The sequence below is a fragment of the Psychrobacter sp. ASPA161_9 genome, from assembly GCF_051970275.1.
GTDB lineage: Bacteria > Pseudomonadota > Gammaproteobacteria > Pseudomonadales > Moraxellaceae > Psychrobacter.
Genome location: NZ_JBEFNI010000015.1, coordinates 1 through 21357, shown reverse-complemented (window position 1 = coordinate 21357; position 21357 = coordinate 1). Strand labels below are relative to the sequence as shown.

The window sequence follows — 21357 nt, the reverse complement described above, 5'->3', positions numbered from 1 at the left end:
TGATAACTAGCAACTAATAACTAGCAACTAATAATTAATAACATAAGCCTGCTAATGGCATAGGCTTCCAATAAAACGATAACCATAATATAAGAAGGAGTCAGCGATGGAATTAACGCCAAGAGATAAAGATAAGTTGCTATTGTTTACCGCAGGGCTGCTTGCTGAGCGCCGTAAGGCTAAAGGCCTCAAACTGAATTATCCTGAAGCAATAGCGCTGATCAGTTGCGCCATTATGGAGGGTGCGCGTGAAGGCCGTACCGTGGCAGATATGATGAGTGCGGGCCGCGAAATTCTTACTCGAGATGACGTCATGGATGGCATCGCTGAGATGATTGAAAGCCTGCAAGTTGAGGCAACCTTTCCCGACGGCACGAAGCTTGTGACCGTTCATAACCCTATTGTCTGAGGAGACTTGCTATGATTCCTGGTGAATATCAGCTAAAGAGCGATGACATTGAGTTATGTGTCGATCGTGAACCTATCACTATCAATGTCGCAAACACGGGTGACCGTCCTATCCAAGTCGGCTCTCACTATCACTTTGCCGAGACCAACGCGGCCTTAGACTTTGACCGTAAAAAAGCTTATGGGCACCGCTTAGCGATTGCGGCAGGTATGGCGATACGTTTTGAGCCGGGTCAACACCGTGATGTACCCCTAATTCCTTTTTCAGGTTTACGCCATATTTATGGTTTCCGTGGTGAAGTAATGGGTCCCTTAGATCAAGGTCAGGATCAGGGTCAGAACCAAAACTCAGACTCAGGAGCGAACTCATGAAAATTACTCGCCAAGCTTATGCAGATATGTATGGTCCAACGACCGGCGATAGAATTCGTTTAGGCGATACTGAGCTGTGGATCGAGATAGAAAAAGACTACACGCATTATGGTGAAGAGGTCATGTTCGGTGGTGGCAAGGTGATTCGTGATGGTATGGGTCAAAGTCAGCGCTGCGACGAGACCGTGATGGATACTGTCATTACCAATGCTGTCATTATCGACTGGTGGGGTATCGTGAAGGCCGATGTGGGTCTAAAAAATGGCCGCATCGCTGCTATCGGAAAAGCTGGTAACCCTGATACCCAACCTGATGTCGATATTGTCATTGGCCCTGGTACCGAAATTATAGCGGGTGAAGGTCAGATTTTGACGGCGGGCGGTGTGGATACGCACGTGCATTATATTTGTCCGCAGCAGGTTGACGAAGCATTAATGAGTGGCTTGACGACTATGATTGGCGGCGGTACGGGACCAGCGACTGGCTCAATCGCAACTACCCATACGCCCGGCCCTTGGCATCTAGGCAAGATGATGCAGGCTGTGGATGACTTACCCATTAATATTGGTTTTCTTGGGAAAGGTAGTGCCAGTACTCCTGAAGCGCTGATACAACAAGTAGAAGCTGGGGCGATGAGTCTAAAAATCCATGAAGATTGGGGCGCGACACCAGCCTCTATCAGCAATGCTTTGGATGTGGCCGATCGCTATGATATACAGATTGCCATTCATGCCGATAGCTTGAATGAGTCTGGCTTTGTAGAAGATACGGTAGCGGCGTTCAAAGACCGCTGTATCCATACCTACCACACTGAAGGTGCGGGCGGTGGTCATGCGCCTGATATTATCGTCGCTTGTAGCTTGCCCAACGTCTTGCCATCATCTACCAATCCGACACGCCCTTATACGATTAATACCGTTGATGAGCATCTCGATATGTTGATGGAATGCCATAATCTAGATCCCAGTATTCCAGAAGATGTTGCCTTTGCCGATTCGCGTATCCGTCGTGAGACTATTGCTGCTGAAGACATCCTGCATGATATGGGTGTGATTTCGATGATTTCGTCTGATTCGCAAGCGATGGGTCGTATTGGCGAAGTAGTGTGCCGTACTTGGCAAACTGCGCACAAAATGCGCCTGCAACGTGGTCTGTTACCAGAAGATGAGGAACGCGGTACGGACAACTTCCGCGTGAAGCGCTACATTGCCAAATACACTATTAATCCAGCCATCACTCATGGCGTTGGCCATGAAGTCGGTTCTGTTGAAGTGGATAAATTGGCAGATCTCGTATTGTGGAAGCCGGGCTTCTTTGGCGTTAAGCCATCAATTATTCTCAAGGGTGGCATGATAGCTGGCGCTGCTATGGGTGATCCCAATGCGGCTATTTCTACGCCGCAACCTGTGCATTATCGCCGTATGTTTGGTGCGCTTGGTCGTGCCGCTGCCGCAACTCGAATTACTTTTGTTAGTCAAGCAGCTATGAATACCGGATTAGAAGAAAGACTTGGTCTAAAGAGCAGGCTGGTGGCATGTAAAAACGTCCGTCAAATGCGTAAGAGTGATATGAAGCTCAATGACGCCTGCCCAGAGCTGACAGTAGATCCACAAACTTATGAAGTTCGCGCAGATGGCGTGTTATTAACTTGTGAGCCACTGTCAGAATTACCATTAGCCCAACGTTACCATTTGTTTTAGAGCGCTTGTAAGGATATCAACATGCTTGAATTAATAAAGAGAATCGACGGCAGCACTCAGGCCGATGTACACGACACCCTGACTTTACCTTATGAGCTGCGCATACGTGGCCGCCTAAAAGCGGTGACTGATAGCGGCCTTGATGTCGGCTTGTTCCTTGATCGTGGTCCGGTACTGCGTCATGGTGATTTACTACAAGCGAGTAGTGGCGAGATCATCCAAGTATGCGCCGCTGATGAGCCAGTCACTACCGCTTATGTTGAGGGCGGTTTGGCATTGGGACGACTCGGCTATCACTTAGGTAATCGTCATGTATCGCTCGCCCTTGGTAGTGATGCAGATGGGCGTCATTGGGTACGGTTCCCGCCAGATCATGTGTTAGAAGAATTGGCAGTGCTGCTGGGGGCAACCTTGAGTCATCACCAGGCGCCATTCGACCCTGAATCTGGTGCTTATGCGCAAGCTGGCCGTGAACACTTTCATGCCCATGAGCACGCACACGAACATGCAAATGATCACTCTCACGAACACAATCATGCCCATGGACATTCCCATAATGACAACCATAACCATGCACACTGACGTACAGCCAAACGCAACCAGCGATTTGGCGCTGCTGGGACTGATGCAGCTGATTAGCCCTGCATTGCCAATTGGTGCATTCGCTTGGTCGCAGGGCCTAGAGAGTGCATTTGAGCTAGGTTGGGTATGTAATGAGGCACAGCTTGGCGAGTGGTTAGAGGGCGTACTTGACGATGGTATGTCGCGCTGCGAATTACCAGTACTGGCACGTTTGCAAACCTGCTGGGAGAATGGTGACAGTGAGGGTCTTGCCTTTTGGAACGACTGGATACACGCCAATCGTGAGACCGCTGAGCTCAGCGATGAAGACACACGATTGGGTCAAGCATTGATGCGTTTGCTCAATAGTTTAGAGTTGCAACCGCAGACAGCCTTAGGTCATGCCAAGCTACCAGAAGAGCCAGGTTATGTGACCGTTTTTGCTTGGACTGCCCATCAACGACAAGTGCCTGTACGCCAGAGCTTACTAGGCTTTGCTTGGGGCTGGCTGGAAAACCAACTGGCCGTGGCCTGTAAAGCAATGCCATTAGGTCATACCGCTGCGCAACGTTTGAACGAGCAATTGCGCCCGCAACTGGTCGCTGCCATTGATACTGCGCTGGCATTAACTGATGAGCAGTTAGGTCCGATTTTACCGGGGTTAGCACTCGGTAGTGCTCAACATGAAACCCAATATTCGAGATTATTCAGAAGCTGATCGTTTTTATTTTGCAACCGTTTCTATTTTACGATCGCTTTAATTTTATAGCAGCTTCGATTTTATAACAGCTTTAACTAATACATTTCGACTAATATATAAGGAAAGATAGCCATGAAACATTGTTTAAGAATAGGTGTCGGTGGGCCAGTTGGTTCTGGCAAAACGGCCTTATTGCGCCAGTTATGTAGCGCCCTAAAAGATCACTATGACATTGCCGTGGTCACCAACGACATCTACACCCGTGAAGATGCTGACTTTTTACTTAAGCACGACGCCTTGCCTGCTGACCGTATTCTTGGCGTGGAAACGGGTGGTTGTCCGCATACGGCTATCCGCGAAGATGCTTCTATGAATCTTGCTGCAATTGATGATTTGCAAACGCGTCATCCTAATCTAGAGCTGGTGTTAGTAGAGTCTGGCGGCGATAATTTAGCGGCTACTTTTAGCCCAGAGCTTTCTGATTTAACTCTATACGTCATCGACGTCGCTGCTGGCGATAAAATCCCTCGTAAAGGCGGCCCGGGCATTACTAAGTCAGACCTATTGATCATCAATAAAATTGACATCGCTGAATATGTACACGCTTCACTAGATGTGATGGAACGTGACTCGAAAAAAATGCGCGGCGAGCGTCCGTTTATATTCACCAACTTGTATGACGGTGTGGGCGTAGAAGAAATCATTAGCTTTATTTTAAAGCAGGGTATGTTGCCTGAGCGTCGTCCTGGAAAGCTAAGCGCTGATGCTTAAGAATAAGTGCTTAATTATTAATGCTTAACTATCAGTGCTTAACTATCAGTGCTTAAACGCCTTTATAGTACAAGTAAGATATAAAAAACAGTTATATACCAGTTAATAATAAACAAAAAGAACAGAGGGAGAACACCATGAATAAAATGACTAAGTTGCCAGTGGCGAAGCTATTAATGACCATCGGGCTGATGCTGACGGCCACTTTAGCCGTTGCCCACCCTGGGCATGGCGAGCATGTGAGCAATGGTTTTCTTAGCGGATTATTGCATCCATTAATGGGTCTTGACCACTTATTAGCCATGGGTGCGATTGGTTTTTGGAGTATCCGCCAAAACACCACGATGAAACTTGGCACGCCTTTATTTGTCGTCGGTGGCATGATAGCGGGCGCAGGCCTTGCTTGGGCTGGTATCAGTTTGGCTGGGATAGAGACAGGCATCGCCATGTCAGTATTGCTAGTCGGTGTGTTAATCGCGACGCTTGCAAAACTGCCGACTGCTGTTGGCGGCACTTTGGTTGCGCTGTTTATGGTCGCCCACGGTTATGCTCACGGAACTGAGATGACCCAAGGTTCAAGTTTACTGCTTTATATGGCCGGCTTCGTTGTCGCAACCTTAGCCATTACCTTTATTGGTCGCGGTCTAGGTACCATGATGCTTAAAGCCGATAACCGTATTACCCGTGCATTAGGCGGCGTGGTTGCTATCATTGGTGGAGTATTGGCTGCTGGCTAATCTTCACTAGCTAATCTCTATTAGTGCTGCAACCCAGTTATCATGATAAATCTAAAAAGCCGCACAGATTTCTTGCGGCTTTTTGAGTTTAATTTTCTCGTCTTATTCCACAACCAGCTTTTTATAGAACACGATAAAACTTCATCAAACTGAGACTTATATAAAAACACATATCAAATAGGGAATACCGATATGAACGACACTACTAATGACACTATTAATGACACTATCCTAAAAGTATCAAGAAACACGGACATTGCCCCGCAAAATTTACTATCTACACAAACCGTTGCTTTTTCACATTACAACTATATTTCAGCGCAATTACCTGTCAATATTACCACCGGTGAATTAGTCGCGAATGATATAAAAGTGCAGGCAGCACAGTGCCTAAAAAATATCAAAACTATTGTAGAAAGCATCGATCATGACATGAATGATGTAATCAAAATTAATATATTTTTAAAAGATATCGCTGATATTAAAGAAATAGATACGATTTATCCCGCATTTTTTCAAGGCTATTTGCCGACACGGACGGTCATAGCAGTAGCAGCGCTACCCATGGAAAATGCTCTAGTACAAATGGACGCGGTTATCTCAAACGGTGAAGGTACTTATCCGCAAGCACCCGTTGAGCTGGTAAAAGTGCCAAAAAACAATGAAAAAGTACCAAAGGATTCAGTATCGCCGCATACGGTCGCTTTTTCTCATTACAATAATATCTCAGCGCAACTGCCTGTAGATATTGAAACTGGTGAGCTGGTCGCTGGTGGTGTCAAAGAGCAGACACAGCAATGCCTACAAAACATCGAAGCAATTTTAGAAAGTATCGACGTTCCTCTCCATGAAATTGTCAAAGTAAATATCTTTTTAAAAAATCTTGCCGATGTGGACGTAGTAAATGACGTTTATAAAGAATTCTTTCCAGAGTCAACCAGTGATGGAAGCGCGGCCTATTTACCTGCCCTCACGATAGTTGTAGCGTCAGATTTACAGCTGGATGCTTTAGTACAGATTGATGCTATCGTGTCTCATGGAAATGGCACACCGCCACAAGCCACTGAAGATAAACATGGCATCACTATCAAGGCTAACAATACGGATAAAGCGCCGAAGAACCCGCTATCAACACAAACGGTGGCGTTCTCTCATTACAACCATCTCTCAGGTCAATTACCTATCAATCCTGAAACAGGCAAGCTAATCGATGGCGATATCAAAGCGCAGACCAAACAGTGCTTAGAAAATATCAAAGCTATTGTAGAAAGTATCGACCATGTTATGGATGATGTGGTGAAAATGACTATCCAACTTAAAGACATCACGGATATCGATGTGGTAAATGATATTTATAAGACCTTCTTCAATAGCGACTTGCCAGCTAGAACAGTGATTGGCGTCGCCGCTATTCCTATGGATGCTTTGATACAGATTGATACTGTCGTATCCAACGCCGAAGGTACGCCACCAGCTTGAGAATAGTAATTATTAATAACAGTGTCTTTTAATAAAAAAGTGCCAGTCATTTCAATGACTGGCACTTTTTGTTAGATCTTCCTAATAATAGGAAGAGGGTTTACTTAGAAGAAGATATTGCTTAAAAAGGGGTACTGTTCAAAAAGGGGTGTTGCTGCTCTTATAGTCGGCAAGTAACACTGTATTTGCGATCGTTTACTGAGCGAATACTCAGGACGCCATCATTAGCTTTAGTCTGCCATTCGTAGCTAGCTTTAGAGCTTGATTCCTTAATATAACGAGCACCAGAACCTGATACTGCTTGTTTAAGATAAACTCTTTTATTGCGTAAGCCAAGCTTAGGCAGGGTCAAGCTTAAGTTAGCAACTTTACCGTTCGCTGAATAAGCGGCAGCCACTTTAGCGTTATCGTCACAGGTAAAAGTTTGAGCTTTCTGTGCTTGCGTGTTATTACTATTATTCATTGGTGCGTTAGTCGCGCATGCTGCTAATAACAAAATAATAGGAGTTACAGCCAGTAGTTTTTTCATAATATTCCTCAACGGTACTAATAATTCATCAGGGTAACAATGCGAGGCATATCTTACAACAAGCTGTGTCTATTTTGTCAGCCTTCGCCATTATTTGACGATTCACAGTCAGTTATCGACATGGTGGCTGATGTTGTACTGACTTGACGTGCCGCTATTCTATCATTGGCTTCTTGCACGGCTTTTTCGACCAGCGCATAGTCTGAATGGCGTACATCTTGCCCACTAATATAGTTAATAACTAGTTCGGCGACGTTCTGTGCATGATCACCAATACGCTCAAGCGCGCGCAATACCCACATGATATTAATGACCTTTGAGACGTGCCGCGAGTCCTCCATGATATAAGTCATCAAAGCGCGAATCGCCGATTGGTATTCATCATTGACCAAACCATCATTACGCATGACTTCAAACGCTTGCTCCGCATTGGACTGGCTAAAGGCTTCTAGCGCATTATGTAGCATGAGACGAACTTGATTGCTGAGATGCTGGACTTCAGCGTAACCATATGATGACTTGCCTTGTGCTGCAATTTTGTTTGCCATTTGGGCAATTTTGACTGCTTCATCGCCGATACGCTCTAAGTCAACCACGCCTTTACTAATGGACATGACCAAGCGTAAATCACTGGCAGCTGGCTGGCGTTTGGCGACCAATAATAAAATATGCTCATCAAGCTCAACTTCCATCCGATTGATATCAAAGTCCATATCGATGACTTCTTGTGCCAGCGTTTCATCTTTATCAATGAGGGCGTGGATGGCTTTGGCGACTTGGTTGGCAGCGCTATCACCCATGTATAAAAATAAGCGAATGGCTTCATCCAGATCTTGATCAAAACTTTTAGAGATATGCTTGTCACTTTGCATGAGAGGTATTCCCTGAAATCCGTATTTTAATGGCGTGATATATTTTTAATTTGCTGAATTTTAATGCAAATCTCAACGTTAACCATAACGACCCGTAATATAATCTTCCGTCGCTTTTTGCGTAGGCGTGGTAAATACTTGATCCGTCTCGCCCATCTCAATCATGTCGCCCAAATACATATAGACCGTATAGTCTGACACTCGCGCCGCCTGCTGCATGTTATGGGTGACGATGGCAATGGTGTAGTCATTTTTTAAATCTTCTATCAAATCTTCGATTGCACCCGTTGAGATAGGATCCAATGCAGAGGTTGGTTCATCGAGCAACAGTACTTCAGGCTTGGTAGCGACACTACGGGCGATACACAATCGTTGCTGCTGTCCGCCTGATAAAGATAAGCCTGACGCTTTTAGCTTGTCTTTTACTTCTGGCCATAATGCCGATTTTTTTAGCGCCCATTCCACACGATTATCCAGCTCAGCTTTGCTTAGCTTTTCATAGAGACGCACACCAAAGGCGACATTGTCATAGATGGACATTGGGAACGGGGTTGGCTTCTGAAAGACCATACCGACCTGCGCGCGTAGCAAGTTGACATCGACGTCTTTACCTAAGATGTTTTTGCCATCAAGATTGATATTGCCTTCTGCACGCATGCCTGGGTATAAGTCATACATACGATTGAAAGTACGTAACAGGGTCGATTTTCCGCAACCTGAGGGGCCGATAAAGGCAGTCACTTTTTTATCAGGAATGTCGATATTGATGTTTTTTAGTGCCTGAAAATCACCATAATAAAAACTCAAATCTCGAATCTGCATTTTAGCTGCAGGCATGTTTTTAGGAATATCATGCAGTGTTTGCTTATTTAAGTTTGACGCATCTGGTTGCTGCATTTGCGCTGCTGTCGACATCGGTCTATTTAATAGATTGCCTTTTGGCGTATTAAAGTTGTTAGTATTAGTTGTTGTACGGATTTTGCTTATGACGTTATTCATAATTTATCCAACCTAGCTTAATGAATATAAATTTAAGTAAATGCTATATGTAAGGTGATTTGGCGGCAGGCTTTATTTACTCTGACTGCTATTTGGTTTGACCTCGACTGCCAATGAATCTTGCTAAGACATTTAATACCAATACCGAAGCAGTAATAAGCAGTGCCGCTGCCCATGCGAGTGCATGCCAATTGTCATAAGGGCTCATAGCAAACTGATAGATGGTATTAGGCAAGTTAGCAATTGGCTGGCTCATATCGGTACTAAAGTATTGATTATTCAATGCCGTAAATAGTAACGGCGCAGTCTCACCGGTGATTCTGGCAAAGGCCAACAATACGCCTGTGGTAAGTCCCGCTCGAGCCGCTTTAATAGTGACTTGCGTTACCATCTTCCACTTCGGTGTACCCAGTGCATAAGCAGCTTCACGAATATTATTGGGCACTAAATTAAGCATGTTTTCAGTCGTACGCACGACTACAGGAATGACAATTAGTGCCAATGCCAGTGCACCGGCCCAACCAGAAAAGCTTTGGCCTTTTACCATCAAGGCGTAAATAAAGAGACCAATGACAATCGATGGTGCGGAGAGCAAAATATCGTTTAAGAAGCGCGTCACTTTGCCAAGCATGCTGCCCTGAGAAAACTCAGACAAATAAATCCCTGTCATCAAACCAATAGGCGCGCCGATAAACAATCCTGAAAACGCCAACATGACTGAACCGACAATGGCGTTGCGTAAACCGCCTGCACTCATAGGAGGTGGGGTGTCGGCGGTAAAAATAGGCATTTGCACCATGCCTTGGAAACCTTCAACGAAGAGCGTAAATAAAATCCAAAACAACCAAAATAAGCCAAAAAACATCGCTGACATCGCGAAGCCTAAACCAAGCTTGTTGGCCCAGCGCCGTTTGTTATAAAGGCGCTTGTTATAACGACCTTCAAAACTGTTTTTAATAGGTAAGCCATTATTGATTGCGTCGATTGCGCTGTTTGCATTAGTCGCGTTGTTAGAAGGCATAGAACTTGTTTCCCATATTTTTATCAATACCAATAACCATCGAAATTTACCGAGGAAATCGAACTGCTATCGATTGCCTGCTTTTTGATCCATGCGCATAAGCATGAGTTTAGCCAAAGACAGCACAATGAAAGTGATGACAAATAGGATTAAGCCTAAATGTAATAACGACGCCAGATGTAGCTCACTAGAGGCTTCTGCAAATTCATTGGCAAGGGCTGAGGTAATGGTAACCCCAGAAGTAAATAGACTGGGACTGATATTAAAGGCGTTGCCGATGAGGAATGTCACGGCCATGGTCTCGCCAAGGGCACGACCCAGTCCTAAGATGACACCACCAACGACACCAGCTTTGGTATAGGGCAAGATAATCTTAAACATGACTTCCCATGTCGTCGCACCCATGCCATAAGCCGATTCTTTTAATAAATCCGGTACCACGGAAAAGACATCACGCATGGTGGCCGCGATAAAAGGAATAATCATGATGGCAAGTACGAGTGAAGCGGTAAACATGCCGAGTCCCATTGGCGCACCCGTAAATAGCTTACCGATGATAGGCAGTGGACCGACGTGTTCAATAAACCACGGCTGAATGTGATCGCCAAAAAAAGGCGCAAATACAAACAAACCCCACATACCGTAAATGATAGAGGGGATACCTGCCAGTAGCTCAATAGCGATACCGAGGGGCTTTTTTAAGAAGTTTGGGCACATCTCAGTCAAAAATATCGCGATACCAAAGCTGACTGGCACGGCAATTAAAATAGCGATAAACGAAGTGACCAGCGTGCCATATATAGGCGCTAACGCACCGTACTCATTGGCAACCGTATCCCAGTTATTACTGGTATAAAAGCCGAGACCAAATGTTTGAATACTTGGCCAAGCTCCAATGATTAAAGAGACTAAAATGCCGCCCAATGATAAGAGAACGAGGATGGCAAAAGCCTTAGTTGCATTGACGAATAGCGCGTCGTAACGTTTTTGTTTAGCCAGTTGGGACCTTAGGTCATTCATAAGTGTCTCAGCATTAAATAGGGTTAAATCAAAAGATTCAAAAAAATTAATCAGGTCTTATCACAGCAAACTAAATCTTATTAAGTAGCGCTATCGATATGCATTGTCGGCTCTACTTATAAATTTACTGTGATAAAACCTCTTAAACAACTACCGGAGAATAATTGTTTAAGAGGGTAATTCGAGAATCATTACCGGGTTTTTAAAAACTATTGAGCTGGTTTGTAGACGGGTTGACCATCGCTGCCTTTGACTTCATTCCACTGCGCTTTAAAGAGCGCAACGGCGGTATCAGAGAAAGGAACATAATCAAGCGCCATGGCACTATCATCGCCTTGAGTGTAAGCCCAATCGAAGAAGTTCAACACGCCAGCCACTTGCTGCGGATTCTCTGGCTGCTTATGCACTAAGATAAAGGTCGCCGCTGCGATTGGCCATGCTTGCTCAGTCTCAGAGTTGGTGATGACTTTATAAAAGCCTGCTTGCTGTGACCAGTCGATATCACCTGCTGCTGCAAAGGTCTCAGCAGATGGCTGCACGAAGTTGCCAGCCGCATTTTTCAATGCAGCATGTGACATATTATTTTGCTTGGCGTAAGCGTACTCAACGTAGCCGATAGAGTTTTTCATACGATTGACGTAACTTGATACGCCCTCGTTACCTTTACCACCTGCGCCCGTGGCAGAGGTTGGCCACTTGACGGTTTTATCAACACCGACGCTATCTTTCCAGTCAGTTGAAACTTTGGCCAGATAATCCGTAAAGTTAAACGTTGTGCCTGAACCGTCCGAGCGGAACACGGTAGTAATGGCGGCATCAGGAAGCGTTAAGTCTGGATTCATGGCTTTAATTGCTGGGTCATTCCAGTTGCTGATCTTACCCAGATAGATATCTGCTAACGTTGTGCCGTCCAATTTTAACTGGCCTGGCTCTATGCCATCGATGTTTACAATCGGTACTACGCCACCGATAACGGTCGGAAACTGAATAAGTCCTGCTGCATCCAACTCTTCAGGTGTCATCGGTGCATCAGAAGCGCCAAAGTCTACCGTTTTTGATTGAATTTGTTTGATGCCGCCTGAGGAGCCGATTGATTGGTAATTCACTTGACCACCAGTCGCGGCATTGTAGTCATAAGACCATTTAGCATAAATAGGTTGCGGGAACGAAGCACCTGCACCAGTGATGTTCATGGCGATGTTTTCAGCAGATTTAAAATCGGTCGCTGACGAGGAGGTTGTTTTGTTAGTTGTTTCTGTGCTGGTTACGGCGCTACTGCTATCAGTAGCTGACTCTGCGGTGTCGGTTGATTTATTACAAGCTGTGAGTATTAAAGTGCAACTAACGGCGACTGCTAATAACGAATAACGCATGTAAGACTCCTAAAGTTTGACAACAGTGCAAAATGTACTTCCTGTGAGATGTGTCGTAGTTTGCCAAGCTTTGATGACAGTTTGATGACAATAAGAAATTTATCTTATTAGCAGTGAAATTTTAGATTGGTCGTTATAAGTTAATGACTATATAAAATGACTATATAAAAGGTTGAATTAAAATAGTTGTAAGTTGGAGTTTTAGTTCAGTAAGCGCAGATGAGAAAGAGGCAGATTTGCTTGAGCGTTAACACTTCTTGCCCATCTACTACAAAAAAACAATATCGTAAGCTGGGCGAAGCATATTAATGTATAGCTTGTTTTTTTCTATATTAATTATGATGTTAGGCTGTATTTAATATCTGACAGTAGCTTGACAGTTGACCAAATAACGGATTATTTGAGTCAATTTTCTTGATATTAATAAGCGAATTTGTCTCCGTTGATAGGAGACTGTAAAGAAATAGGAAGTTGCCAATAAAAAGTTACTAAGGATTTATAAGCTAAGAACAATTAAGGAAAAATAACCTCAATACTTTTTAAGATTTTAATAATTAACAGAACGTTAATTAATATTGAATAGATGGATGAATAGCAATATCTCATCTGGAAACTATCATCATCCGCCAGCGAGAAGCCAGCATGTCTACTTTGACGTTAACGATTAATAAGCAGGATTATCAGCTTGATAATCTCGATCCGCGCACGACATTGCTCGATGTCTGCCGCCAACATCTACAAATCACTGGACCCAAAAAAGGCTGTGACCACGGTCAATGTGGCGCCTGTACCATCCTCATTAACGGTGAGCGCGTGAATTCATGTTTGACGCTAGCGGTCATGCACGATGGCGATGAGATTACGACGATTGAGGGTATTGGATTGCCTGAGTCGTTATCTGAGTTGCAGCAAGCTTTTAAAGATCATGACGCTTTCCAGTGTGGTTACTGTACCCCTGGGCAGATTTGTTCAGCGACGGCACTGATAGAAGAGGTCAAACAAAACTGGCCAAGCCACGTTACTATTGACCTGCAAAATCCTGATGGGCTGTTAGTACAAGAAATCGCTGAGCGTATGAGTGGCAACATTTGTCGCTGTTCCGCTTATCCCAATATTATTAAAGCCATCTCTCAAGTATTAGAGCGCCAAGTAGCCGACAAATCTACAACGTCTGTAAGTAATTCAGTACAAGGCTCAGAAGTAACTGGTATTTGGTCGCCGCCGCCAAGTGAGGCGCAGCTAGGTAACAAGTCGTCGAATAATAAGACTGCCAATAGCACATCAGGAGGCCGCTCATGAAACGCTTTGAATATATTCGTGCCCTTGAACCGCAGCAAGCGGTTATGTTTGCTACTCCTAAAGAAGCCTCATTTATCGCAGGCGGTACCAACCTCTTAGATTTAATGAAGCTAGAGATTGAAACGCCAACTAAATTAGTTGATGTAACGCGCTTAGAATTACAACAGATAGAAACGACTGATAACGGCGGATTGCGTATCGGTACGCTGGTCAGCAATAGTGATTTAGCTGCCCATCCTGATGTCATTGCAAGTTATCCGGTATTGTCTCGCGCCATATTGGCAGGGGCGACTGGACAGCTACGCAATAAAGCCACGACTGGCGGTAACTTTTTACAGCGTACTCGTTGCTATTATTTTTATCAGACGGACAGCGCCTGTAACAAGCGTAATCCGGGCTCAGGTTGCCCCGCTATTGAGGGTGAAAATCGCACTCTAGCTATCTTAGGTACGAGCGACGCTTGTATTGCTCAGCATCCATCGGATATGGCTGTGGCGATGCGTTTGCTAGATGCCACCATTGAAACGGTAAAAGCTGACGGCTCAACTCGTAAGATTGAGGTCAAAGATTTTTATTGTTTGCCAAAAGATACGCCGCATATCGAAAACGTTTTAGAGTCAGGCGAGCTTATTACTCATGTGGTTCTGCCAGCGCCTATCAAGGGTATGCACACTTATGACAAAGTGCGTGACCGTGCCTCTTACGCGTTTGCCTTAGTATCTTGTGCAGCAGTAATAGACGTTGATGATAGCGGTAATTTGGCAACCGTGCGCTTAGCATTCGGCGGTATCGGTACTAAGCCATGGCGCAATGAGGCAGTCGAAGCATTATTGACTGACACTGATGGCAATGATGATGTTATTACGCAGGCGGCGGATTTATTATTAAAAGATGCCAAGGGTAGTGGTCAAAACGATTTCAAGATACCACTGATACGTCGCTTATTGAAACAAGTTATTCAGCGCGCATTAGCGGGCAAGGGAGCATAATCATGTCATTATTGGACTCAGTACTTCCAGCAGAATCGACCAAAAAAATGACCATGGATAAGCCTGTCGAAACCTTATTTGACAAAACGGCAAGCAAACTGGTTGGTAAACCCATTAATCGCGTTGATGGCTCATTAAAGGTCAGTGGTCAAGCGCCTTATTCAGCAGAGATTCATCTAGAAAACCAAGTCTATGGCGTCTTGGTTGGGGCAACTATTGCTAAGGGCACAGTAGATAGTATCGACAGTAGCTCTATAGAGGATATTCCCGGGATTATCAAAGTGGTGACTGATCCTGAGCATTTTTTACGTAATTCACAGCAAGGCGGTGCAAAAAAAGCACCCAAGCAAGGCGCGAGCGAGATTTTCTACCATGGTCAGCCGATAGCGGTGGTGATTGCCGAAACCTTTGAGGCGGCAACAGAAGGCGCAAATGCTATCAAAGTGACCTATAAAGACGAAACTGACAAAGCTGCTGTCGACTTTACCAAAGAGCTGCCCAATGCTCATGATGTTAATGAAAAAGAAGGTTCAGATAAAAACTCTGAACAAGGCGATCCAGAACAAGGATTGGCTGATGCTGCGGTAACTGTTGATCGCGTGTATCATACCCCAAGCCAAAACAGTGCCGCTATGGAGCCACATGTGACATTGGCATATTGGGAAGATGACAAGCTCATTATGTACACATCTAACCAGATGATAGCGTCTTGCAAACAGCAAGTCATGGATGCCTTGGATTTAAAGAAAGATCAAGTGCAATTGATTGCTTATTATGTCGGTGGCGGTTTTGGCAGCAAACTGGGCATCGCTCCAGAGTCAATTGCGGCAGCGATTGCAGCAAAAGAGCTTGGTCGTCCAGTGCTGATTACTATGACTCGCCCACAGGTAATGGAAGCAACGGTAAGGCGCTCAAACACCCGTCAGCGTATCGCTATTGGCTGCGATGAAAACGGTCTTATCAATACCATGATTCACGATACGGTGACTAGTAATTTACCTGAAGAAGGGTTTTTTGAGCCAACAGCATTGTCTACCCAGTATTTATATCGTGGTGAGAACCGCCGAGTAAACTACCAACAAGTAGATATGAACCAAGTATTATCAGGCTCGATGCGTGCGCCGGGCGAGGCTGTTGGTATGATTGCGGTTGAATGTGCCATGGACGAGCTGGCCTCGCAGTTGGATATTGATCCTATTGAGCTGCGCCGCCGTAATGAACCTAAAAATGACCCCAGTCAGGACATTCCGTTCTCATCGCGTAAGCTCATTGCCTGCATGGAACAAGGCGCTGAGCAGTTTGGTTGGGAGCAACGTAATGCCAAACCTGCCAGTCAGCTAGAGGGCGATTGGTGGATAGGCACAGGTATGGCAGCATCTGCTCGTGGTAACCAATTACAGCCTTCTGAAGCTCGGGCCACCTTGCAGGTAGATAGCTCAAAAGAGCTTGGTGTGAAAGCCATTATTGAAACTGACATGACTGACATTGGTACCGGCTCTTATACGGTATTCTCCCAAGTCGCTGCGGATCTATTGGGGCTGCCTATTGATCATATTGAAATGAAGTTGGGCGATAGTGATTTACCGGCTGCATCAGGATCGGGTGGTAGTTGGGGTGCTGCTAGTGCAGGTAGTAGCGTCTATCTAGCCTGTGAGCAACTGCGTGAGATGATTGCAGATAAGGTAGGTCTTTATCCTGATACCATCCAGTTAGACAGTGGCCAAATCAAGCAAACAGGCGAGCATGAGCCTAGCGTGACAGAAGTTGCTCTCGAAGCTGCGCTCGAAATGGGTAAGGAAAAAGCTACAGGTTTGGCTAAAAAAGTACCGGGCTTGACGGATAAGCTTTCTGGACTAACAGAGAAGGCAACGGACTTAGCAGATAAAGTGGCTGAAAAAACTGGCTTACCAATTTCAAAAGCTAAGCCGGAAGAATATGATTTTGACAATTCTCAATCTTATGCGTTGGCAGATATCATCGCTAAATACGAAGATCAAAAAGTCAGTGCCAAAGGTCAAATCAAACCCGGTAAAAATGGTAAGAAATACCGCCAATCCTCGTATGGTGCCAACTTCGCTGAAGTTGCTGTACATAGAGTCACTGGTGAGATTCGCGTCAAACGTATGACTGGTGCATTCGCAGCAGGGCGTATCTTAAACCATAAAACGGCTACCTCGCAGTGCTATGGCGGTATGATATTCGGTATTGGTTCTGCCTTGATGGAAGAGGTCATCCATGACAAGCGTGACGGTCGCCTATGCAACCATGACCTTGCTGAATACCATGTTCCTGTCAATGCCGATGTACCGCAGCTCGATGTTATTTTGGTAGAAGAAGACGATCCCTATACCAACCCTATGCATATTAAAGGGATTGGTGAAACAGCAATTTCCGGTGCGGCTTCTGCCATTGCGAATGCTATTTATAATGCAGTTGGCGTCAGAGTTTATGACTTTCCGATTACGCTTGATAAACTGCTCGCTGAGATGCCAGAGTAATTTTAAATACGAGTGTCGTTTTAATAGAAGTTTTTGCATTAAAGAAACCCGCTTAATTAGCGGGTTTTTACAACCTAACTGTTTATAACATAAGCAAGTTATAACATAAGCAAAACAAGAGGCGTTATGAATCAAATCGCTGACATTCTTAAGCTGGCACGCGAGGCTCAGCAACAAAGCGTTGATGCTGTACTGGCAACGGTGGTTCGTACTGAAGGTTCAGCATATCGTCGTGCTGGCGCTATGATGCTTATATGCGCAGATGGACGCTCGGTCGGAATGATAAGTGGTGGCTGCCTTGAGCCGCATATTATCAAACGTGCTTTTTGGCTTACTCGTAATGGCGCTAACGTGCAAGTTTATCAAACGGGCGATGATATTGAATACACTGAAAATGGCGAAGCAAAGGAAGCTGCTAAAGAAGAGACGTCCAGAGACGATTTTTTAAATGTTGATTTCCATGATGAGCCAGACCTTGATTTAGACGAGTTAAGTTTTGGATTGGGCTGTAATGGGCGGGTGCATGTATTATTTGAGCGCTTAGCAACTGCGACGCCGTTGTTAGATATCATTAGTCAGGTTCGACATACTCAGCAGCCCATCACGATAGCCACATTAATTCGTTCTACTAATCGCCAAAATTCAAATTCTGAACTGCAAATCGGTATGCGCATTAATCTGGATGATTATACCGAGTCAGGACAAATTACGACTATAGGCGCTAATGGCATTGGCACTAATTGTATTGATACTAATAGCAGCTTAAATCAAGCTGGGTTTGATGTTTCAAATACTCTTATCAATACGGTTGAAAATTTAGCACAGTATGAGCTTGGTGATAAAAATGCCGAATACGTCGTTGTGAAGAATGATGACCATGATGACAACGCTAATTTAGCGACAGAGTGGTTGATACAACGACTAGAGCCACAAATCCGTCTGCTGATTTGCGGGGCAGGTAATGATGTCATGCCGCTGGTCACCATGGCAAAATTGCAAGATTGGCATGTAACCGTCGTGGACAGTCGTGCACAATATGCTACGCGCCTGCGTTTTCCGCAAGCAGATGAAGTGATGACGCTATCGTTAGAAAATACTGAAACCTTACTCAAACTTAGCGATAATGCTGCCGTCGCTTTGATGTCGCATAGCCTTAGCCAAGATCGCGCTCGCCTTGCTGTATTACTAGCGCATGCCAATCATTGTAAGTACCTTGGGCAATTGGGGCCGCGCTATCGTACCGAGCGTCTGATTGAAGAAATCAGTGCTACTAACGTCAATCATGCGAAGTTATCTGCTGGCATAAGTAAATTACATTATCCTATTGGCTATAAATTAGGTGGCGATGGGCCTGAAGTGCTAGCACTGGGTATCATGGCAGAGATAAATGCGGTCATGCATGAACAAACGCCACTAGCTAAATGTGTAGATTTAGCAAATAGTGATATAGCTACAATGAGTCACGCATGATGACTCAAAACCATGCCGTTATTATTTTGGCAAGTGGTCTTAGTCAGCGTTTGGGTCAAGCGAAGCAACTCCTCAGCAAAGATGGCGAGCCATTAATCCGCTATATGACCAAGCTTGCATTAGCGACCCAGCCGCAAGCCATTATTATTGTCATTCCTGATGATAGTCCATCAATAGTCAGTGCGATTACCGAGTTAGCTACTCAGCATGCCATTGTTAACACGGTAATGAATCCAATACCCAAAATGGGTATGGCGCATAGTTTATATCTGGGTATTAAAGCGTTAAATCGTTTGGATAGTGCCGATAGCTGCGATAGCTTATTAATCAATCGAGTATTAATCATGGGCGTTGATCAAATTTTACTCGATGAGGAGCATTTGCTAACCTTGCTAGCAGGTACACAGACGGTGGTTGCAAGTGGCTATAGTAGTTTGGAAAATTGGAGCAACTGGCAGGATTTAGATGAGAAAGCTGTTATTGATAAGAAAAATGCTATTGATGAGACAACCGCTACTGAAACCCTTAAAAAGGATATCGTTGGACTGCCTTTAGCAATTGATTATAAGCTACTAAGACAATGGCAAGCATCGCTAACAGGGGATAAGGGTCTGCGTCACTTGATTAGAGGACTGCCTCCTAGTCAAATAAGTACCGTGAATAACCATCAGCTCAGCTATGACATTGACACGCCTGAGCAACTCACTCATGCTAGAGCGCAGAGATGGCTTGATAGAGTCGATTTAATTTAAAAGTAATATAGTGCTACTGATATAAATTTTTCTGGCTTGCTGTGCCTACGCAGACAGAGGCTGCAAAAAAAATTATATCAGTAGCACGTTATAATAAGTGTAACTTCCGTATTTTGAACTGATTATCGTTGAAATCTTTTTGCCTTCTAGTTTTTAACCTATTGTCCCACTACTATAAATAAAAAGAGTAACCCTTTATGATTACCATGGAAGAATTGCAGTCAGCGATAAAGCTGCGCGTAGAAAAATATAACAATAAAGACTTTCCTCTACAACAAAGAGCAATCGATACTTGCAAGCTACTGGACAGCCGCAATCAAATACTGGCGCAAGATATTAAATCGCTTTTTGATGTTCCAAGACAAAACCTATCCGCGATGGATGGCTATGCGATTGCTCAAGGCAGTGTGCTATCGACAGACAGCACGATTGAAATCATTGGCGAGTCACAAGCGGGCAGTGCTTACACTGGTGAGTTAGCAGCAGGACAAGGCGTGCGTATTTTCACAGGCGCAGTCGTGCCAGATAGCTGTGATACGGTCATTATGCAAGAGAATACAAATTTTGCGGAAATAAAAGACACGCTCGATAAATCTCAGCCTTATGCTATAACGCTCACACAAACCACTCAAATCGATAGCAATATTCGTCGACAAGGCGAAGAGATAGAATCAGGTGAAGCCGTCTTAAAAGTAGGCAAACGTATTAATCCTGCTGATATTAGCTTACTTGCCAATTTAGGCATTAGCCAAGTGAAGCTATTTGAACCACTTATCGTAGGGGTGCTCGCGACCGGTGATGAACTCGTTGCTGTTGGTGATGAGCTCACAAGCTTAGCGCAGATATATAACTCCAATACCCCAACTCTTAAAACCTTGCTGACAGACTTGCCGATTACCATTCGTGATTATGGCATTATCCCTGATGATTTGGATAAGACGACTGCCGCTGTCAACGAAGCCATGCAAGACTGTGACGTACTGATTTCTACAGCTGGCGTGTCGGTGGGAGATTATGATTTTTTGACCACAGTGATTGAGCAGCTCGGGCAGATTAACCATTACAAAGTAGCGATGAAACCTGGTAAGCCCTTCGTGTTTGGTGAGTTATTTGGTGAATTAAACAAAGATTTAGACAAGCCCGTATTGTACTTTGGCTTACCCGGCAATCCGTTATCCACAGTAGTCGGGGCGCTACAATTTGTAATTCCAGCGTTATGGCAGATGTCAGGCGCTAGCTTATCAGAGCAGCCGATGCAACTGAACGTCAAGGCCATCCTCACCAACGACATTAGAAAGTCAGTCGGTCGCAAAGACTTTCAGCGCGGGGTATTAACGCAAGGTGAGGCAGGCAGTTATCAAGTTGAATGCTTCTCGAGTCAGCAGTCGCATAGAATCAAGCAGCTTAGCCGTGCCAATTGCTTTATCGTTTTAGATAAAGACAGCGGTGATGTGGCAGCAAATAGTAAGGTGATCGTGCAACCTTTTCCTTGGTTGCATAGCTAAGTGAGCGTTTGCTAATTTACTATAAGATGACTACAAGAAAAGTTGAAGATAAACGCTACAATAGGTTGATAAACGATAAGCACAAGTAATAAAGCAGCGCTTGTGATTAGCAATACTGATGGCAGTAATATATGAATAATGACAACGTTAAAATAGGCAGCGCTCAAATATATTCGCCTACCTCAGAGTCCTCTATATTCGATAGCTATAGGCCGTCGTCTGTTGCTGCGCCTGTTGTTTACGATACTACTTGTGCTACTGATGATGCTATTAAAAACCATCAGCCCCTAACCGACGGCTTT

At 44.6% G+C, this 21357-nt stretch carries 20 protein-coding genes; 14 read left to right on the top strand and 6 right to left on the bottom strand.

Annotation, left to right across the window (positions count from 1 at the left end):
* Nucleotides 1–106 precede the first annotated feature (106 nt).
* The 8 genes from ureA to ACTQ9S_RS13510 all read left to right on the top strand — a co-directional run bounded on the left by ureA (nt 107) and on the right by ACTQ9S_RS13510 (nt 6728).
* A complete protein-coding gene (ureA, locus tag ACTQ9S_RS13545) occupies nt 107–409 on the top strand; it encodes an urease subunit gamma (protein WP_068037177.1) in 303 nt (100 codons plus the stop codon).
* Nucleotides 410–420: 11 nt separating this feature from the next.
* Nucleotides 421–780: an urease subunit beta gene (locus ACTQ9S_RS13540; RefSeq protein WP_440455240.1), complete on the top strand. Its 360-nt coding sequence runs from the start codon at nt 421–423 to the stop codon at nt 778–780.
* Entirely contained in the window at nt 777–2480 is a 1704-nt protein-coding gene (ureC, locus tag ACTQ9S_RS13535) for an urease subunit alpha (RefSeq protein ID WP_440455239.1), read from the top strand. The genes ACTQ9S_RS13540 and ureC overlap by 4 nt, the downstream gene beginning before the upstream one ends.
* Nucleotides 2481–2501: 21 nt before the next feature.
* On the top strand, nt 2502–3062 hold the full coding sequence (gene ureE / locus ACTQ9S_RS13530) for an urease accessory protein UreE (protein ID WP_440455238.1): 561 nt from the start codon (nt 2502–2504) through the stop codon (nt 3060–3062).
* Nucleotides 3037–3759, top strand: a complete 723-nt coding sequence (locus ACTQ9S_RS13525) for an urease accessory protein UreF (RefSeq protein ID WP_228138850.1) — start codon at nt 3037–3039, stop codon at nt 3757–3759. The genes ureE and ACTQ9S_RS13525 overlap by 26 nt, the downstream gene beginning before the upstream one ends.
* A gap of 114 nt (nt 3760–3873) precedes the next feature.
* Nucleotides 3874–4512, top strand: coding sequence for an urease accessory protein UreG (ureG, locus tag ACTQ9S_RS13520; protein WP_068037166.1), 639 nt, complete (start codon nt 3874–3876; stop codon nt 4510–4512).
* A gap of 137 nt (nt 4513–4649) precedes the next feature.
* Complete coding sequence (locus ACTQ9S_RS13515; protein WP_440455237.1) at nt 4650–5249, top strand: HupE/UreJ family protein; 600 nt, start codon at nt 4650–4652, stop codon at nt 5247–5249.
* 192 nt (nt 5250–5441) lie between these two features.
* The gene (locus tag ACTQ9S_RS13510; protein WP_440455236.1) at nt 5442–6728 is read left to right on the top strand and encodes a RidA family protein; all 1287 of its coding nucleotides are present in this window, start codon (nt 5442–5444) and stop codon (nt 6726–6728) included.
* 160 nt (nt 6729–6888) lie between these two features.
* Here ACTQ9S_RS13510 and ACTQ9S_RS13505 read toward each other — a convergent pair whose 3' ends face one another.
* The 6 genes from ACTQ9S_RS13505 to pstS all read right to left on the bottom strand — a co-directional run bounded on the left by ACTQ9S_RS13505 (nt 6889) and on the right by pstS (nt 12542).
* Complete coding sequence (locus tag ACTQ9S_RS13505; RefSeq protein ID WP_440455235.1) at nt 6889–7257, bottom strand: MliC family protein; 369 nt, start codon at nt 7255–7257, stop codon at nt 6889–6891.
* Nucleotides 7258–7334: 77 nt separating this feature from the next.
* Nucleotides 7335–8129: a phosphate signaling complex protein PhoU gene (gene phoU / locus ACTQ9S_RS13500; RefSeq protein WP_440455234.1), complete on the bottom strand. Its 795-nt coding sequence runs from the start codon at nt 8127–8129 to the stop codon at nt 7335–7337.
* Between the two features lie 78 nt (nt 8130–8207).
* A complete protein-coding gene (gene pstB / locus ACTQ9S_RS13495; RefSeq protein WP_290188979.1) occupies nt 8208–8966 on the bottom strand; it encodes a phosphate ABC transporter ATP-binding protein PstB in 759 nt (252 codons plus the stop codon).
* A 250-nt stretch (nt 8967–9216) separates the two neighbouring features.
* Nucleotides 9217–10149: a phosphate ABC transporter permease PstA gene (pstA, locus tag ACTQ9S_RS13490; protein ID WP_440455233.1), complete on the bottom strand. Its 933-nt coding sequence runs from the start codon at nt 10147–10149 to the stop codon at nt 9217–9219.
* A 66-nt stretch (nt 10150–10215) separates the two neighbouring features.
* The gene (pstC, locus tag ACTQ9S_RS13485) at nt 10216–11169 is read right to left on the bottom strand and encodes a phosphate ABC transporter permease subunit PstC (protein ID WP_350657524.1); all 954 of its coding nucleotides are present in this window, start codon (nt 11167–11169) and stop codon (nt 10216–10218) included.
* A 209-nt stretch (nt 11170–11378) separates the two neighbouring features.
* Complete coding sequence (gene pstS, locus ACTQ9S_RS13480) at nt 11379–12542, bottom strand: phosphate ABC transporter substrate-binding protein PstS (protein WP_440455232.1); 1164 nt, start codon at nt 12540–12542, stop codon at nt 11379–11381.
* Nucleotides 12543–13184: 642 nt separating this feature from the next.
* Between pstS and ACTQ9S_RS13475 the strand changes: the two genes are divergently transcribed.
* The 6 genes from ACTQ9S_RS13475 to ACTQ9S_RS13450 all read left to right on the top strand — a co-directional run bounded on the left by ACTQ9S_RS13475 (nt 13185) and on the right by ACTQ9S_RS13450 (nt 21055).
* A complete protein-coding gene (locus ACTQ9S_RS13475; RefSeq protein WP_440455231.1) occupies nt 13185–13841 on the top strand; it encodes a 2Fe-2S iron-sulfur cluster-binding protein in 657 nt (218 codons plus the stop codon).
* Complete coding sequence (locus ACTQ9S_RS13470; RefSeq protein ID WP_440455230.1) at nt 13838–14830, top strand: FAD binding domain-containing protein; 993 nt, start codon at nt 13838–13840, stop codon at nt 14828–14830. Before ACTQ9S_RS13475 ends, ACTQ9S_RS13470 begins: the two co-directional genes overlap by 4 nt.
* 2 nt (nt 14831–14832) lie before the next feature.
* Nucleotides 14833–17328, top strand: a complete 2496-nt coding sequence (locus tag ACTQ9S_RS13465) for a molybdopterin cofactor-binding domain-containing protein (protein ID WP_440455229.1) — start codon at nt 14833–14835, stop codon at nt 17326–17328.
* Between the two features lie 126 nt (nt 17329–17454).
* Nucleotides 17455–18798: an XdhC family protein gene (locus tag ACTQ9S_RS13460; protein ID WP_440455228.1), complete on the top strand. Its 1344-nt coding sequence runs from the start codon at nt 17455–17457 to the stop codon at nt 18796–18798.
* Entirely contained in the window at nt 18795–19550 is a 756-nt protein-coding gene (locus tag ACTQ9S_RS13455) for an NTP transferase domain-containing protein (protein ID WP_440455227.1), read from the top strand. The genes ACTQ9S_RS13460 and ACTQ9S_RS13455 overlap by 4 nt, the downstream gene beginning before the upstream one ends.
* Nucleotides 19551–19747: 197 nt before the next feature.
* Nucleotides 19748–21055, top strand: coding sequence for a molybdopterin molybdotransferase MoeA (locus ACTQ9S_RS13450; protein ID WP_440455226.1), 1308 nt, complete (start codon nt 19748–19750; stop codon nt 21053–21055).
* Nucleotides 21056–21357: the final 302 nt, after the last annotated feature.